This window comes from Pedococcus sp. KACC 23699 (genome assembly GCF_045348425.1).
Taxonomy (GTDB): domain Bacteria; phylum Actinomycetota; class Actinomycetes; order Actinomycetales; family Dermatophilaceae; genus Pedococcus.
In genome coordinates this window covers 506,621-521,903 of record NZ_CP157483.1, presented here as the reverse complement: position 1 = coordinate 521,903, position 15,283 = coordinate 506,621, and the positions used below count along the sequence as shown (strand labels likewise).

The following is a 15,283-nucleotide window of genomic DNA, read 5'->3' as shown; positions in this document are numbered from 1 at the left end:
GCTTGTCCGCGCGTGGATGACCCTGCTCTCGTGGTCCAAGGCGGCCGACGATGAGCATGGTTCGAATCACCGCGAACAACGGCGCCGAGAGCCTGAACGTGACCGCGACCGAACTAGGTAGTGGCGTCTACTGGGGTGGCCGGGCTCAACGCGTCTACGAGCCCGAGGCGCGGATCCTCTTTGTTGTCCGTGAGAGTTCACTAAGCGCACTCCAGCAGTTGGCCAACATGGCTGCCACGGTGCTTGGCGCCCATTCCTATCGTGATGACCTGCAGGACTTGATCAACGGTGGCGTGGCGCCCCTGTTCGAGCCCCAGAGCTGGGGCGGGTACCCGATCAAGGTCCCGGAAGGCCGCGTGGCCGTCGTCCGCCGTGGAAACTCCTATGTCCTCTACGCCCTGACCTCGGCGGCGAAGGACTCAGACCAAGGCGATAATGCTTTCACACGAGCCCTCGCACAGACACTTCGCGACCTGAAGCCGGACGTCCTGGTCACCGGCCCAGTCAGCCGCATCGTGCGCCACGAGCACCACGTTTCGGACGCCGCGCGAGCCCTCAAGGCCGCCCGCGTTCTTCTGGACTGCGCTGCCACCGAGGTCATCGACTTCAAGCACAACCCTTCCGCCGGGGCCGACTTCATCGCGCTTGCCACACACGCGATTCGGGAACGCTCTGTCATCGTGGCGCGTATGGACGGTGGGCGACTTGCTGGAGCGAGCCGGGGACGCTACCCATTTGCTGAGGCAACCCTGCCCCTCGGCTATGTCCGTACCCCCGATGGGCGAATCGCCCTGGCCGACAAGGCGGTCGTTGAGGCCTTGCAGCGTGCCTTCGAGCAGCTCGCTCACTCGACCACTTCTAGGGGGCAGGTCGCTGCCACTCTCGCGGCGGCCAAGGTGTTGACGACGCGGAAGGCCGGACTGGTCAGTCAGCGGCGACTTGTGGACCTGAAACTGTCCAAGGCTTATGTAAAGCGGATGATAGAGCGCATCGACACCTATGAACGAGGCCAACATCAGGTGAACCATCGCACTCAGGTCCCTCGATTGGTCGGGGACCGAGGTGCCCTTGATCCGCAAATTGAGTACGTGTTCGACCTCCCTGTTCCGGAAGGAGGGTGGGCCAGTCCGGAGGTCTTCAGTGCCATACGTGAGCGGAGTCGGGAGGCACAGGCGAAGCGCAACCGCCTGCCGCAGACCACGCCGGACAAGAACCGGCAGCAACTCCCACTGGCAGGTTTCCGTTGGCGGGTCGGGGAGGAAGAGTTCGCGCTGCTCTCGCGGTCCTATCGCTCCCGCTCCCACTACATGTTGGCCGTGCGGAAGGCCTCGAGCGCCGCGCTAGGTGCCGAACCCGGAGGACGAGCCTGGACTGCATCGCTCAAGCGTGGCTGGACTGAAGCGACTCCGAACAGTCCGCACTTCCGTTGCCTCGTGGTGCCCGCGGACTTCCACAAGTCGATTGCCGACGCTGTCGGTCAACTTCGGCGTTTCGAGTTCGTCGAGCCGGCTGGTCTCTTGTCCCATGCCGGTCGCGCCCCAGACTCCGATACGAGTGAGGACGAGTGCAGCGCGCTCGCGGATGAACTAACGCGGGCGACGCGCATCAAGAAGCAGGCACACGACGAGTTCTACGCGACGTCACCCGGCGACTCTTTGCGCCCGGTCTTTAAGGCTGACTACGAGGAGGCTTCGGACTCTGTTGCCCGCCTGACGCGCCTGCTGGAACGTGCGAAGACGCGCCCCCCGGCCCCGAAGCCGCCTGAGGCCTTAAGGGTCTCAGTGGGCGACTTCATGATGGCGCTAGCGAGGCTGCGACACACACAGGGCATGCTCCCCCTGCCGATCGTCGAGGCACTGCACGCGGTATTCACCGGATTCACTGTCAACTATGACCAACGTCAAGGGACGGCCAACTGGTCCCTGGCGCTTCGGCTCCCTACAGCTGGGGGAACGGGGGAGAAGCAGACGGCACCTGTGACCGGAGCGGTGGCCATCGCCCCCCGAAGGAGCCAGAAGTCCCTTGCTCATGAAGTGGCTGACGCCTTGCGGCGGGCGGCCGAGCCAACCCCACTAGACCCCGACCTGTCCGCCTACGCAATTCGCGGGCTCAAAGGCGTCGGTGTGGCTGGGCATGGCGCGGCACAATCCCTCGTCGGCGCCCCTGCCCAAGTCCGCTCGATTGCCATCCGGGAACTCCTTGGGGAGCCACCATCAGAAGGCGTTGACCCAGGCTTCCGCACCCTGTTGGTTAGTGCCTACACAGGAGAATCCACGACCGCACAGTTCAACTGGAACGCACCAAGCGCGTTGCGCCAAGACCTTCTTGACGTTGTGTCGCAGGAGGGAGCCCTCGATCGCGAAGAGCTCGCGCGCCGCTTCGAGACCCAACTTCTTGGCCGCGACCTCGACGCCCTGCTGCGAGCCAAGGACGGGACGTGGTTGGGAGTAGCACAACTAGACCGCTACTTCGTGGCACCCTCCAACAAGGGTGGGCAGAAGGTCAGCGTTCAATGTCGCGACTGCCCGCACTGTGGTGGTCGGGTCGACATCGTGGCCAGGGTTAGAGAATGCCCCTTGGGGCTGCTCTGCAGCGGATGCCTTCGAATGCCCGTCGCCGGGTCACCGGAGTTCCCTGACTGCTTCCGCTCCTTGGCGGCCCTCCCACAGGCACGCCGCCCTGTCAAAGACGCCCAGCCGGAATGGTGGCTCGATCTTCGCAGGGCAGTTCTGGGGGACCCTGCTATCACTACGACGATGCTGGTATCGCGGCTAGGCAAGCGCCGGCACGAGATCCACAGCGCCGTTGAAGCCCTGGAACTCCACGTCAAAACTACCGGATCCATCGGTCCCGAGTGGACGGACGCGCGCCTTCGAGAGGCATACATTGATCGGAAAACGCCTCTCGTCGATTTGGCGTACACGCTGGGGGTCTCAGACCGCGCCCTTAGCAAACGACTGCACAAGGCTGGCATCTCTCGGTATCGACAATGAGTGGGTAGTTGCGCCTAGGTGACCCAAGTCAGTATGTCCACTCGTTAGCCGGCTTCCAACGCGGTGCGGCCACCTCTCAAGCGGCTCCGTCCGCGGGCGCTGTCGTCAGGCGCAGGCCCCGCATGACACGCCTCAAGAGGACGATCGTCCTGGAGCCATGTCCGATGCCGCGAGCGGGACCTGCCCATGACGGGACCCTTGGGCGGGGGCAAACCCATGGACCGGCGGACTCAGAAACCACGCCACGGGACGACACGAAGTGCAAGCCCGATTCCGGAATTGTCGCCCATGGTCCCGTTCCTCAGATGAGGGGTAGAGCGAACCTGCCCGACACCGGTTGCGATGGCACAGCGGCATCTGGTAATCGGAGTGCTGCCAGGGTCACCAAGGCGCTGTCGCTAATGCTCGGTTCATGCGGGTTCAGGCCCGCCATTACTCGATGGCCGACGTGAGCCATTTCCGTAGAACGGTGATGCAGGTAGGCCAGAGCATCGACGATGAGCGACGGAACGATGTTCGAGATCCTGAACAGGAGGACATCCGTGTCGTCGTCCTCCTCTAGTTCGTCCGACCAGACATCGCGCACGGTGACGGACAGTGCCAGATGGTTGTCTTGTCGGTAGATATGGACCATGACGATGTCGGACTGGTTCGACCCCCACTTCGGTCCCCACCACACCGTTCCAAGTATCGGGATCGCGAAGAGCTGTGCGTGAACGTGGTTTGCAATGGCCGCGGCGAAGGGGCGCAACTCGTCTTCGACCGTCTGCGCCTTTAAAGCGATCGAGAAGTAACCTCCGCGGCCGCATCGAGGATGTTCGATCTCGGCCCAGCCCTCCAAGCGGATGGTTTGGTCGTCAGGGTTGAGGTGGAGCGAGAGGTTGGGTTGCTTGGGCATGCGGCGAGTTCCTTGGCGGTCGTGTTCGGACAGGGTGGTGGTTACATCGGCGGGTCAGCGGGGGTCATTGACCCTGTCGGTCGAAGTGCTCGCTGACCCGTCGTGCGCGAACCGAGATGAGAGACCCGAGTCGACGCATTCACCTGACCCGGAACCAGTCTGGGTCTTGCTGGCCGAGGATCGGGGTGCCTCGCAGCGCTGCCATTGTTCGCAGTGCTGCTGCGGGATCGGAATCGACGCCGCGGTCCAGCAGGGACGACTCATGGGGAGCGATGCCAGCGCTGGCGTACGAGCCCGCGAGTGCCATGAAGATGTCGCCGGCTCGGTGCCTCTCGATGGCGCCATGAATCACCCCCAATTCGCTGTGACGTATGCGGGTCGCAAGCGTGAACCGGTCGCGCCCGAGGGAGACGCTCTCTTCGTGTGCTGCACAGAACTGATGCAGCCGAGCCTCGGCGGGGGAGTGCCTGCTGCTGACGAGGATGCGTACCTCGCCTTCACTAGGTCCCGTCGCGAGTCGCGCCACGTCATGAGAGCAGCCGCAGCCCATCGCCACTAAGCCACTCGCTCGCGTCCACCAATTTCGCTCCAAGTCCGATCCGGGGTCAAACACCGAACGCGCAGAGCCCTTCGTACTTGGGCCCAGTGGCAGGAGCAGGAACATGGCCCCGTGCCACGCTGCGCTAGTGGACGCGAACGCCGCCCTTATTCGTAGTTGTGAGGACTCACGTTCAGTTCCGATCGCGACCATAGTCAGTTCGGCATGCAGCATGGGTGACTCATCGGCACGTGACGGTACGGATCGTACCTACCTTTGGCGCCCTGATTGCCGGTTCGGGTGCGCTCGCCCGCTGACGAGCGTTTCGCCTCCGAAGCAACGTGAGGGCAAGGGCTCGTTGGGCTGGAATCCACCTTTGCGCCACCCAGCCGTTTCGTCGGGGACCGCTCACGCCGCTCCGGCGGACTCGTCGGCGAGCTCCTGCGGGGCAAAGACGAGCAGCAGGGCAGGAACTTCTGGTTCTTGACCATGTCGCAGGGCGTCCACCAGTTCACGGTAGGTGGCACTCCAGTCCGGGCAGGACCAACTCGGCGCTTCAGGCATGCGGAGTACTTTCAAGGCGCGGGGCGAAGTCGCGGTCGAAGTCGCCCCGCCCCCCGTGGCAGGTCCATGCGGTCGGTGAGGTGGGCGTGGGGGCGGCCTTTGTGTTCGGTGACGACGATGGGCAGCCCAAGGTCCTAAAGGATTGGTTTGATGAAACAACGGCCCTGCTCCCTGTGGCTGCCATGTCGCCAGCATCGCGGGGCTGGAGGCACTCGAGTTCGAGCTCCTCCCAGGCGGCAAGTGTCCGCAATACGAATCGCTGCACCTCCGGGTCAAACATGTTTTGCCTCTATCGTGGATGGTTGTCAGTGGGTGTTGTGACGGTCCGGAGAGGTGATCCGAGGGTTGCGGCACGATGGACGACCGTTTGCATTGGTCGCTTGACAGGCCCTCACTCATGTCATCTGGGACCGCTTGGCTCGCCTCGCGACACAGGAGGGACGGCTTCAGGTCGCCCTCCGCGCGACCGAGGATGTGCGGCCTTCGGGCGGCGCCTCTTCCCGAGAACTACCCCCCTGGGCTGCGTCTCTCGCCAGTCGATCACCTGCCCACGACAGGATCTGCGACAAGGAGGAAAGGCTCGCCGGGTCGGTAGTGACAGAGTCGATGTAGTCATTCACTGTCTCGTTATCGGCAGGTCCAAAGTGGAACCGAACACCCGGCTTGGCTGGATCTCTACCCGAATCGGAGAATCACGGGGATGGATGACGATCCTTTCGATAAGCACCTTAAGCACATCGCGCTGCGCAGCAGACGAGAACTGCTCCCACTGTTCGATCAGGTTCTTGATCTGAAACGACGTCACTACCTCCTTACTCGCCGCGCCCTCACTTAGACCGTGCTCCACCTCGTCCAGCGCTGCTTGGGCGGCAGCGCGTCGCTGGAGAAATTCGTCCAGTGGGAATGCTTCGGCCTCGTAGGCGTCCGTAATCCTTTGGATGCGCCGTTCCAAGTCCTTGCCCTGACGCCTCAACTCTCCCTGGCCGGACGGGACCGTCGGTAGATGAGTGATCGGTCGGATAGTGGCGGCGAGGGCAGCGGCTCGGGTGAGAATGGCCTCGGCCGGCTTCAGCCACTCAAGGACGGCTGCATCGACGGACTTACGGACGATCCATACTCCGGCGCATGCACCACGACCGGATGATTGCATCCGTCCGCAGCGCAGGATGTAGCCCTTTCCGTCTCGTCGCGTCGACGCCGCCACCATGCTGTTCCCGCATAGGCCGCAGACGGCGATGCCGGCAGTGGAGTGAACGGCGTTGCGGTGCCGAGGAGCGACGGTTCGTGACTCGTCACGTCGACGGACGTAGGCGGCCCACTCGTCCGCAGAAATCACCGGAGGATGGGCGCCGTCCGCGAAGTGGCCTTTCGTCGACACCAGACCAGCCCCGAACCCGTTGTCGAGCATGTCGCGCACTGTGGTGGTCACCCAACGACCGCCGCGGACGGACGCTATGCCCTCCACCTGCAATCGCTCTGCTAGAGCCGGGAGGGAGGTTCCGTCCAGGTACGAGAGGTAGAGATTGCGGAGAATGCTTGCCGTACTCGGGTGGAGCACGTAGCCGGTCGTGCACGTCCCCTCTGGGCAGCCCTGCGGGCACGAACGTACCGCGCCTGCAGCCCGGTGATAGACGTAGCCGAAGCGCGGCTGGCCATCACCGGGAAGGCCGTGCTTGACCCTGCGAGCGATCGCGGCCTTCCACCCGTCCGAGATCTGGTCCGACTGAAGTTCCGCGACGGCGAGTGCCGTGGTCCGTGTGAATCGACCGATCGCCGTCTCCGGGTCTACGGGCTCGGTGGCGGACAAGATTGATCCGCCAGCCGCTTCCAGTTCCGCGATGTGCGCGAGTGCCAGAGTGGCGTTCCGGCCGAAGCGGGAGAAGTTGTATACGAGGGCGCCAGACGCTTCACCGCGCTGGATACGCTCGATGATCGAAGCGATCTTGCGTTTGGCAAACCCGCGCCCTGACTGATCGAGGTCCTGTACGACGTCAAGGATCGGAACATGATGCTGTGCGGCCCACGCGCGCATGGCATCAATTTGGATCTCGGGCGCGACCATCTCGTCGCGTGCGGTCGACACACGCACGTATGCGATCCGGCCCGGTATCATTCCTGCGGCGTTCTGGCTAGCGGCTCTCGACGCACCTCGTGGACGGCCTGGACGATGCAGGTCGCTTCTCGTTGAACCAACTGATGATGTAGTCATGCACATCTCCATCGGCGGGAAGCTCTGGCTGTGTGACTAGGTGGGAAGCCGGTTCGTCGTGCCGACCGTCGCGGGGTCGATCGACATCGTCGTGCACGCGGCGCTGGAGCACGACGGGGTGCGCCGGGTCCGAGAGATCGTCGCGGTGCCGGGACGCGTCGAGAACGACGTCGTCGAGGTCGCCGACCTGTTCGTCCAGCGGGACGGGGTGCTGCGCAGGGCCGAGGGCTTCCCACCGCACAGCGACCGGTTCCGGCGGGCCGGGTACGACGTCGCGGCCCTGTTGGCGCAGGGCTGAGGGGGACGTCGCGATGGGGGAGCTGCATGACGTGGTGGTCGCCGTCGGGGGCAACGCCAGCGGTCTGCTCGTCGGGCTGTTGCTGGGATGCGGTCTGTTCTGCATCTGGTGGTCCGCCTGGGTGCCGTCGCCGGGCGGAGCCGCAGCACCAAGGGTGACGCTGGGCGACAAGATGCGCGACGAGCTCGTCCAGGCGGGGTACGAGTCGGTGGGACCACGGAGCCTGGTGAGCGCCTGCGTCATCGCCTTCTCCGTCGTGGTGCTGCTCGTGCTGGCGACGACCGGTGTAGCACCCGTGGCGCTGTGCTTCGCTGCGATGGCGGGGTACGCGCCACTGGCGCTGGTCCGCATGAGGGCGCGTCGACGCAGGGCCAGCCTGCGAGAGCTCTGGCCCGATGCGGTCGACAACATCGCGTCCGCGGTTCGGGCGGGACTGGCACTGCCGGAGGCGTTGAGCCAGCTGGGCCGCCGCGGTCCAGAGGAGCTGCGACCGGCTTTCCGGGCGTTCGCCGAGGACTACCGCACGACGGGTCGCTTCCACGAGAGCCTCGACCTGCTGAAGGTCCGACTCAGTGATCCGGTGGGCGACCGGCTCGTCGAGTCGCTGCGGATCGCCCGAGAGGTCGGTGGCAGCGACCTGGGACGGTTGCTGCGCACCCTGTCCACGTTCCTGCGTGAGGACAGCCGGACGCGCGCGGAGCTCGAGACCCGCCAGGGGTGGACCGTCAACGCGGCACGCCTGGCGGTGGCGGCCCCGTGGATCGTCCTCGCGATGCTCTGCACCCGTCCCGAGTCGATCCAGGCCTACGCGAGCTCCACCGGCATGGTCGTGCTGCTCGTCGGGGCAGCGGTCTCCGTTGCGGCCTACCGCATCATGATCCACATCGGCCGGCTGCCCGAGGACGAGCGGGTGCTGCGATGAGCGGCGTCGCAGGTCTGGGCTTCTCGGTGACCGGCGCGGGGGTCGGTCTCGGTGTGGGGGTCGGGTTGCTCCTGGCCTGGGCGGGCCTGCCGCGCAGGCGCCGCGCCACCCTCGACGACCGGTTGCTGCCCTACCTCCGGGACGCGCCACGGCCCTCCCGGCTCCTCGAGGGACGCCAGGTTGCCGGCGCCGGGGCGCTCGGGGTGCTGGCGCGGCCCCTCGTAGCTGACCTGGCTGCGCGGATCGAGCGCGTGCTTGGTGGTTCGGCCTCGGTGCGGCGCAGGTTGCTGCGGGCCGGTCGGCCCGCCGACGTCGACCGCTTCCGTGCCGAGCAGGTGCTGTGGGGTGCGGCTGGCCTGGTGGTCGGAGTGGTCCTCGGCGTCAGCCTGTGGCTGGGCAACGGCGGTTCCGTCGGGCCCGCGGTCATCGTGACGCTGTGTGGCGCTGGGGTCGGGGTCGTCGGCCGTGACCAGTGGCTCAGCCGTGAGGCCAACCGTCGCGAGGAACGCATGCTCGCGGAGTTTCCGACGATCGCCGAGCTGCTCGCCCTGGCCGTTGGGGCGGGCGAGGGGGCCGTGGGTGCCCTGGAGCGGGTCTGCCGCCTCTCCCACGGCGAGCTCTCCCACGAGCTCGGCCGATGCCTCGCCGATGCCCGGGCCGGCGCCAACCTTCCCACCGCGCTGCAGGGACTTGCCGACCGCACCGGCCTGGTCAGCCTCGCCAGGTTCGTCGACGGCATGATCATCGCTGTCGAGCGTGTCACGGTGAGCACTTCGGTTCTCAGCAACCTTGGGGCGCTTGCGTCACCGGTCCGGTATGTTTCCCAGAGTGACAGACCGCCCTCAGACGATTCCGGCTGTCGTCTCCTTGGTCCTTCTCTTTGTAGGGGCTACCAGCGGACACCCATACGGCTTCTTCACCCTCCTTCGTTGGGTCGTGTGCCTAAGCGCGCTCTCCATCGCATGGTTTTCGTACGGTCAGGAGAAGAGGGAAGCAACACACCCCCGGCGTGGAGCCTATGAGCCGACTCCGGCATGGGCCCACCAGCATTGGCCTGTCGCCAAGGTGGTGTTCGCCGGACTTGCTGTCCTCTTCAATCCACTCATACCTATTGAGATGACGCGAGAAATCTGGGTCGATGTCGACTTCCTCAGCATGATCGCGTTTGGCTCAGCCATCGCTCTGCGGAGCGTTCCCACCCCATCAGAGTCGATTGAAGCTGTTCCCCCTTCAGCCTGAGTGCGGAGTCCGTTCCCTGCTCGCTCGTGCGTGTGGCCTGCGTTCGGTCGAGCGTGTCACCTTGGGCAACCGCTGAGCCCCGCAGAGCCCTTTCACTCAGGATCGCGCCGTGGACCCGGTTCGGAGTAACGACTTCACCCCAGTAGTCCTTGCACTGGTGGCCCTGGTTGGGTCGTTGTTGTCCTTCTTCTCGGCCAGGCGACGAACGCATGCAGAGCTTCTGAGGAGACAGACGCAGGCCCCCGAAGGTACAACCGAGACGCGGCTGGATGGCCTTGCTGACTGTCCGGACCTCCGCGGCCATCATGCGTGAGATTGAGGTAGAGCTCACTGCGCGCGGCTGCCGCTGAACAGTTGCGGGCCGAGGCGGAGGAGGCCGAGCGACTAGCGGCCCTACATGCAGAGACGCGGGAAGCCGTAAGAAATGTACTTCGGACGGAGCTTGCGGCTGAATCGAAGCGATCGGCCCGGTCTGCGGACGTCTCCAACGCTCTCGATTTTCTCGCTGGCGTCCTTGCGAGCATCGCCGTAACGCTCTTCGTCCATCCCCTCGGTTAGACGCCGCACTAGCGTGGCCGTATGACTGAGGAGCCATATGACGGGAGCTGGGAGGGGGTGTGGTTCCCCAGCCAGGGCCAGCTGCAGGTCCGTAACCTCTCCATTCGCGTCACGGAGGAGGGGGAAGTCGCCTCGGACGTCCAGGTCGCGGTCCGCTCTGACGTTTGGCCCGACTGGCTCTCCATCGCGGCGGCGCAACGCGATGCCGCCTTGGAAGCGCGAGCTTCGAGTCCCGACCGCGAGGAGCAGCCGCAGGCCTTCCATGCCGCGCTTACGCGTGAGTTTCGGGGCTCCGTGACATCACTGTGTTCCTCGGCCTTCGCGATGGAGGCGTTTGCGAACACGGTGCATCACTACGTCCCCTCGTCGAAAGCGAGCGGAAAGAGCGCCGATGCGCGGATTCATCAAACCCTTCAGCGAGCGTTCATCTTGCCGAATGATTTCAGCAAGGAGAGTCGTCGGATTCTGCAGGAGATCTTCCGCTTCCGTGACGGTGCGGTGCATCCGGCCGCCGCCTTTACAGACCCGGTGGGTCACCCGACTTGGCGGGTCGGCATGGAGCGCCGCTACGTAATCTTTCGGGTAGAGAACGCGGTGGCCGCTCACCTCTTCGCAGAGACGACCATCAAACGCTGCCTTCGGGGCCCCCGTAACCATGGCAAGGAGTTCACCGCATGGTGCTCGGGGATGCTGGCGGAGATGGAAGCGTCGTCCTCGCGGGCGGGGACCGGCTTGTAGCCGAGACCCTCTCGGTGTGCGGTGCGACGTGATTCGGCGTTAGCCTCCGCGGCATCCCCATAAGGGGCGGCCCCGGAGGTCGGTTGCACGACGACCGGGGCGAGTCTTCGGGTAATTGCTCGTCCACCGTCGAAGAGCGTATGGAGGAGGCGGGCCTTGCCCTCTATCTCGTGAGACGCGCGGGGGCGCGGGAGGCCGTGCGCTCGGCCATCGCGCGCGGTGACCTCTAGGGCGTGCAAAGGGCGAAAGGCCCCGTCTCTGCTGAAGAGACGGGGCCTTGTCGTGCGATGCCGCCGGACTACGCGACCGGGAGAGCAGCGGCTGCAGCTGCGAGCTTGGCTGCAACATCGTCGAGCGACGACGTTGCCGTGCTAAGTCCAGCATGCGACGCGAGCATCGTGCTGACGTCATTCAACTCGTCGAAGGTGACGCCGTGCATCACGGGAACGACACGCCTGCTGGCTAGCAGCACGGCGAGCTCTTTCTCGGCGATGCCCTCGTTGTTGATGCTCTTGATCAGCGCTGGCGTCACCAAAACGATCCCGATACGCGAGTTCCTGAGCCCCTTATCGATCTCGCGAATCATCAGCGAACCGAGGGGAATGTCTTCCTCGCTGAACCACACACTTGCGCCGTTGGCCTTCAAGAGCCGGTTGAGGTCAGCCGCGCTGCCCTGACGGTCGTCCCAGGCGTGGCACAGGAAGAGATCGCGGCGCTCCGGGTGGGCGCGGGCTTGTTCCGCAGCTTTTTCAGCGTATGGCTCAACAGCGCGCCACTCGCTAGGGCTGTACGAGACGGACCTACCAGTTCGGGTGCGTCGCGAGGTCGAGCCGCCGGACGATGGCGCCCCGTACGTCGACCCTCGCCCGCTTCCATAGGGCGACGAGCCACCGTAGGAGGAGTAGGAGGAGTAGGAGGAGCCGTACCGCGATCGCCCGCCGCACGCGGGGCAGTCCGCGGCTGCGGCGGGTGAGCGGTGACCTCTGACCGGGGCTGTGCATTGCGCCATGCCGCGATACTAGAGGCACCTGCTGACAAATTGCGCTCCTTGGCAGAAAGCCGGTCATATAACCCTGAACCGAAGATGGGGCGGCAGGTAGTGGCCGGGCGATGGCCTCCCCGCGGCCCGTAGACCGTGTAAACGACGAGAGGCCCCGCCACCCTCGCGACGAGGGGGCGGGGCCTTTGCATGAGCCAGATCAGGAGGCGTCAACAAGCCGGTCAACGTCGGCAAGCGCGGCGTCGACGGCGGGTCGTCGTCCAAGTCCTCTTCGTAAGCATCGAGGATTTCGTCAACGGTCGCCAAGAGTCGGGCGCGGGCCTCCTCAGAGGTGACGACAGGGGGAGTGGGCTCGTCCATGTGTCCCGCAAGGATGGCTTCGCGGACGATGAGGGCGTCCTTCGCGACGGTTCGAGACACCCATTGCCCTATGCACTCAGCCGCCTCGGCGGTGTGGATCGGGTGTCGGGCTACTCGATGCATCGCCAGGGCGAAGAGGGCGCGGTGCGCGGCAGGGTCGCCACCTCGCCAGTAGGCCGAGCGGACGGTGTCCAGGTTGGCGGGGCGGTCGTGGACCGTGAGGTCGTCGGGGACGACGGAGTCGCTGAACTTCGCGGCGCGGGCCTCGCCGAGGGCGCGTCTGGGTGCTCGGGCAACGATGGCCATGAGCGTTGGCGGCGGCGGTACGGGGATCAAGGGGACTCCTATGAGAGGGGGGATAGGTAGAGACCGGGCTGCTTCGAGGTGCGATTTAGATGCTCTTGAGCCACGGGATGAGAGCGACGGCGGTGCGGTCATAGTCGACGGACTCCGGAGTGCCCTCGTTGTTGTGCGGTACGAGGAGGCATCGTCGGCCACGGCTGCGCGTCGGTCATTCCTACGGAGGTCTCCGCGAGGTCGTCGGCCAGGACGGCTCGGTGTCGGATGCGGCGGACGCCGCGGCGAAGGCGCCGGTGACCGACGGTCTCGCCGCCGGAGCTGTCGACGGAGGGGCGCCACATCTGCGCGCCCGGCTCTACGGCGACGAGGCGGCGCTCTGGTTCTGTAAAGGTCCGCGGTCGCGGTTCGATGTCTGCAAGTGGATCAGGCTCAATAGAGGTACAAGGGGCCTCGCCCGTGCAGCGCACGGGGCGAGTGGCTCAGTGGCGACGGTGTTCAGGAGTGCTCTCGTGGGAGGGCGTTCCGACGTCCGAGGTGCTGCTTTAGCTCCGAGCGTGAGCTGTCGGAGAGACGCGGATCTCGGGGATCGGTGCGCCCAGGCAGTGGAGATCGACGACCCACTCGCCGCGGTCGGCGTCGGCCGTGCGGGCGGTCGGAGAATCACGTCGAGCGGTAACGCCCACGAGGTGACTAATGGCTCGCGCGTGCTGCGTGTGCGAAGTAGGTCCGCACGTAAACCGGAGGCGGGGGTCGTACAGATACCGAAGGTGCCTTCGGAGTTCACGGCAGCACCGACGAGGCGGGCGTCCTCCTGTCGGAGGACTTGAGCTCGAGTGTGGTCGCATTCGTGCCAGCAGCGACAGCAGACATGGCGGCGTCGAAGACGGCGAACCGCTTGACGGCCAGACCCACACCCGCAGCAGCGGCAGCACCGACGACCAGGAGGTACTTGCCAACACGCTCCCAGTCGGGCGGTTCTTCACCGCAGACGAATTAGCCGACTTGCCGAACTCGGCAGCCTTCTTCTGCGCCAGAGCCAGTTTGCCGAGGTAGTCCGAAACGTTCGTGGTGAGGCTAACCTTGACGGCGCGGTCTGCTCCGAACGCCAATGCGAACAGCCTTTCAGGGTCTAATGTGCGGGCATGAAGAATTCCCGCGAAGGTCTGGCGGTAATGGCGCTCGGCGTAATCACCGTCCTGCTCGCCGGCCTCGTTCCCGAGGCGGCGGCAGTGCGCTGGATCGGCGCGGTGGTGTGCGTCGCCGGGTTCATCGCGTGGCAATGGCACGCACGCCGGGACCTGCGTCAGCGTAAGGACTGAGCGCGCTTCTTGCGCTTCGTGCTGATCCGCAACGCCTGGGGTGCAGGCCGGTCGGGGCCGCGAGGGGCGGTGCTCACGGGACGAACTCGCAGTCTGGGATCGCGGGCCGAGGGACGGGGTGGGCGGAATTCGGGTAGGCCGCTCGCGGAAGATGGTCGGCGTGCCGCGTGGAGGCTGGTTGCGGTTCTTCCGAGCATCGGTGAAGTCCCCTAACGCGAGTGAAAGCAAGAGCCCACCTACCTCGGATTGAGGTAGGTGGGCACCTGGTTGGGGGTGGTCAGCGTCGAGCGCGGCGAGCGATGTCGGCTGGACCGTCGGCACGCTGGGCGTCCGCGACCCGCTCCGCGCGGTGGCGGTCGAGGGCGGCCAAATGCTCGGCGGTCGAGAGGCCCCGACGGGTGGCCAAGCGGTCAACGTAGGCCTTCTGGACCGAACTCATCGCCCTGTAGGCCTGCTGGGCGGGGTCCTTAGGCTGCGAGGCCAGGACGTCGGTGACGATGTCCGCGAGGTTGCGGGAGGGATGGGCGCTCATCGCGTTGCCTCGGCGACGAGGTCACGCGGAGCAACGTCAACTACCTCGCGAATGGCGGCGATACGCGAGTCGAGGCCATCCTTCGGCGCATCGAAGCCGCCGTGGAAGGACCAGTGTCCGCGGCCAGGGTTCCGTGAGCTCTCGGGGCGCAGTCGAAGAGCGTGGTGGAGTCCCTCTCGCCGACGAATTGAGTCTTCGAGCTGACGCAGGGCCTCGACGGCGTCCGCGTCGGCATCGAGCCAAGCCTGCCGGATGGAGGTGATTGTTTCCGGCTTGGCGAATGCTGCGGTAGTCGCGGCGTGGTAACGCTTCACGGCTGCGTTGCCCGCACGGGCGGCGGCGTCCGATGCCGCCTCGATCTCGCGGAGTGCCACCTTCTGAGCGTGGGCGCGACTCGCGCGGTCGGCGAAGTCGCCGATCGGGTTTCCTTCATGCCAATCACGCAAGGCCTTGGCGTAGGTGTTGGTGGCGGTGATGCTCTCGTCGAGGGCTGTCTCCCAGGCCGCACGCTCGGCTCCGGTGGACATTGGGCCATCGAGAAACGCAGGAGGTAGCTGGTGGGGAAACACGGGCTGGCCCGCACTGCTCCTGAAATCGGCGGCGCTGACGGGGATGTAGTTCATGTGCGGAGTTCCTTCGGTTTGAGGTTGTACATGGCGAGACCGCGGGGTGCGGGGGGTAGGGGGTCGGGCGCAAGGAGGCCAGACCGCGGACACTGCTAGAAGGTGATCGAGGCGAGTTCAATCGCGACCGCCGAGGCTCGATAGGACGCGGCAGTCAGGTAGGCCCGAGTACGGGAGACAGCGTCCTTACGA

General features: G+C 65.5%; 12 protein-coding genes and 2 pseudogenes. 7 read left to right on the top strand and 7 right to left on the bottom strand.

All coding sequences use genetic code 11. The features are described from left to right. The first annotated feature begins 56 nt into the window (after positions 1-56). On the top strand, positions 57-2,993 hold the full coding sequence (locus tag ABEG17_RS02450; protein ID WP_406831681.1) for a hypothetical protein: 2,937 nt from the start codon (positions 57-59) through the stop codon (positions 2,991-2,993). 301 nt (positions 2,994-3,294) lie between these two features. On the opposite strand, the gene ABEG17_RS02445 is transcribed toward ABEG17_RS02450, so the two are convergent. Both ABEG17_RS02445 and ABEG17_RS02440 read right to left on the bottom strand, forming a co-directional pair. After that, entirely contained in the window at positions 3,295-3,891 is a 597-nt protein-coding gene (locus ABEG17_RS02445; protein ID WP_406831680.1) for a hypothetical protein, read from the bottom strand. A gap of 1,718 nt (positions 3,892-5,609) precedes the next feature. Beyond that, on the bottom strand, positions 5,610-7,106 hold the full coding sequence (locus ABEG17_RS02440; protein ID WP_406831679.1) for a recombinase family protein: 1,497 nt from the start codon (positions 7,104-7,106) through the stop codon (positions 5,610-5,612). A gap of 136 nt (positions 7,107-7,242) precedes the next feature. Between ABEG17_RS02440 and ABEG17_RS02435 the strand changes: the two are divergent. The 5 genes and pseudogenes from ABEG17_RS02435 to ABEG17_RS02415 all read left to right on the top strand — a co-directional run. Continuing rightward, a pseudogene (locus tag ABEG17_RS02435) lies at positions 7,243-7,500 on the top strand (CpaF family protein); the annotation flags it as partial. Between the two features lie 13 nt (positions 7,501-7,513). Beyond that, positions 7,514-8,422: a type II secretion system F family protein gene (locus tag ABEG17_RS02430; protein WP_406831678.1), complete on the top strand. Its 909-nt coding sequence runs from the start codon at positions 7,514-7,516 to the stop codon at positions 8,420-8,422. Further along, entirely contained in the window at positions 8,419-9,444 is a 1,026-nt protein-coding gene (locus tag ABEG17_RS02425) for a type II secretion system F family protein (protein ID WP_406831677.1), read from the top strand. Before ABEG17_RS02430 ends, ABEG17_RS02425 begins: the two co-directional genes overlap by 4 nt. After that, positions 9,329-9,661, top strand: a pseudogene (locus tag ABEG17_RS02420) (DUF6804 family protein); the annotation flags it as partial. The gene ABEG17_RS02425 and the pseudogene ABEG17_RS02420, both read left to right, overlap by 116 nt. A gap of 579 nt (positions 9,662-10,240) precedes the next feature. Then, complete coding sequence (locus ABEG17_RS02415) at positions 10,241-10,957, top strand: hypothetical protein (RefSeq protein WP_406831675.1); 717 nt, start codon at positions 10,241-10,243, stop codon at positions 10,955-10,957. 298 nt (positions 10,958-11,255) lie between these two features. Here ABEG17_RS02415 and ABEG17_RS02410 read toward each other — a convergent pair whose 3' ends face one another. The 3 genes from ABEG17_RS02410 to ABEG17_RS02400 all read right to left on the bottom strand — a co-directional run bounded on the left by ABEG17_RS02410 (position 11,256) and on the right by ABEG17_RS02400 (position 13,529). Then, complete coding sequence (locus ABEG17_RS02410; RefSeq protein ID WP_406831673.1) at positions 11,256-11,966, bottom strand: toll/interleukin-1 receptor domain-containing protein; 711 nt, start codon at positions 11,964-11,966, stop codon at positions 11,256-11,258. A 54-nt stretch (positions 11,967-12,020) separates the two neighbouring features. Continuing rightward, positions 12,021-12,653, bottom strand: a complete 633-nt coding sequence (locus ABEG17_RS02405) for a hypothetical protein (protein ID WP_406831672.1) — start codon at positions 12,651-12,653, stop codon at positions 12,021-12,023. 744 nt (positions 12,654-13,397) lie between these two features. Next, positions 13,398-13,529 (bottom strand): hypothetical protein, encoded by a 132-nt coding sequence (locus tag ABEG17_RS02400; RefSeq protein WP_406831670.1) that lies wholly within the window; start codon positions 13,527-13,529, stop codon positions 13,398-13,400. Positions 13,530-13,759: 230 nt separating this feature from the next. Between ABEG17_RS02400 and ABEG17_RS02395 the strand changes: the two genes are divergently transcribed. Further along, positions 13,760-13,936, top strand: coding sequence for a hypothetical protein (locus ABEG17_RS02395; protein WP_406831668.1), 177 nt, complete (start codon positions 13,760-13,762; stop codon positions 13,934-13,936). 277 nt (positions 13,937-14,213) lie between these two features. On the opposite strand, the gene ABEG17_RS02390 is transcribed toward ABEG17_RS02395, so the two are convergent. Together ABEG17_RS02390 and ABEG17_RS02385 are read right to left on the bottom strand one after the other, a co-directional pair. Further along, the gene (locus ABEG17_RS02390; protein ID WP_406831667.1) at positions 14,214-14,468 is read right to left on the bottom strand and encodes a hypothetical protein; all 255 of its coding nucleotides are present in this window, start codon (positions 14,466-14,468) and stop codon (positions 14,214-14,216) included. After that, positions 14,465-15,091: a hypothetical protein gene (locus tag ABEG17_RS02385; protein ID WP_406831665.1), complete on the bottom strand. Its 627-nt coding sequence runs from the start codon at positions 15,089-15,091 to the stop codon at positions 14,465-14,467. Before ABEG17_RS02385 ends, ABEG17_RS02390 begins: the two co-directional genes overlap by 4 nt. Positions 15,092-15,283 lie beyond the last annotated feature (192 nt).

Coding starts and splice junctions, on each gene's coding strand:
- ABEG17_RS02385 (WP_406831665.1), bottom strand. CDS start 15,091: ATGAACTACATCCCCGTCAGCGCCGCCGATTTCAGGAGCAGTGCGGGC.
- ABEG17_RS02395 (WP_406831668.1), top strand. CDS start 13,760: ATGAAGAATTCCCGCGAAGGTCTGGCGGTAATGGCGCTCGGCGTAATC.
- ABEG17_RS02430 (WP_406831678.1), top strand. CDS start 7,514: ATGGGGGAGCTGCATGACGTGGTGGTCGCCGTCGGGGGCAACGCCAGC.
- ABEG17_RS02450 (WP_406831681.1), top strand. CDS start 57: ATGGTTCGAATCACCGCGAACAACGGCGCCGAGAGCCTGAACGTGACC.
- ABEG17_RS02410 (WP_406831673.1), bottom strand. CDS start 11,966: ATGGCGCAATGCACAGCCCCGGTCAGAGGTCACCGCTCACCCGCCGCA.
- ABEG17_RS02415 (WP_406831675.1), top strand. CDS start 10,241: ATGACTGAGGAGCCATATGACGGGAGCTGGGAGGGGGTGTGGTTCCCC.
- ABEG17_RS02445 (WP_406831680.1), bottom strand. CDS start 3,891: ATGCCCAAGCAACCCAACCTCTCGCTCCACCTCAACCCTGACGACCAA.
- ABEG17_RS02390 (WP_406831667.1), bottom strand. CDS start 14,468: ATGAGCGCCCATCCCTCCCGCAACCTCGCGGACATCGTCACCGACGTC.
- ABEG17_RS02425 (WP_406831677.1), top strand. CDS start 8,419: ATGAGCGGCGTCGCAGGTCTGGGCTTCTCGGTGACCGGCGCGGGGGTC.
- ABEG17_RS02440 (WP_406831679.1), bottom strand. CDS start 7,106: ATGATACCGGGCCGGATCGCATACGTGCGTGTGTCGACCGCACGCGAC.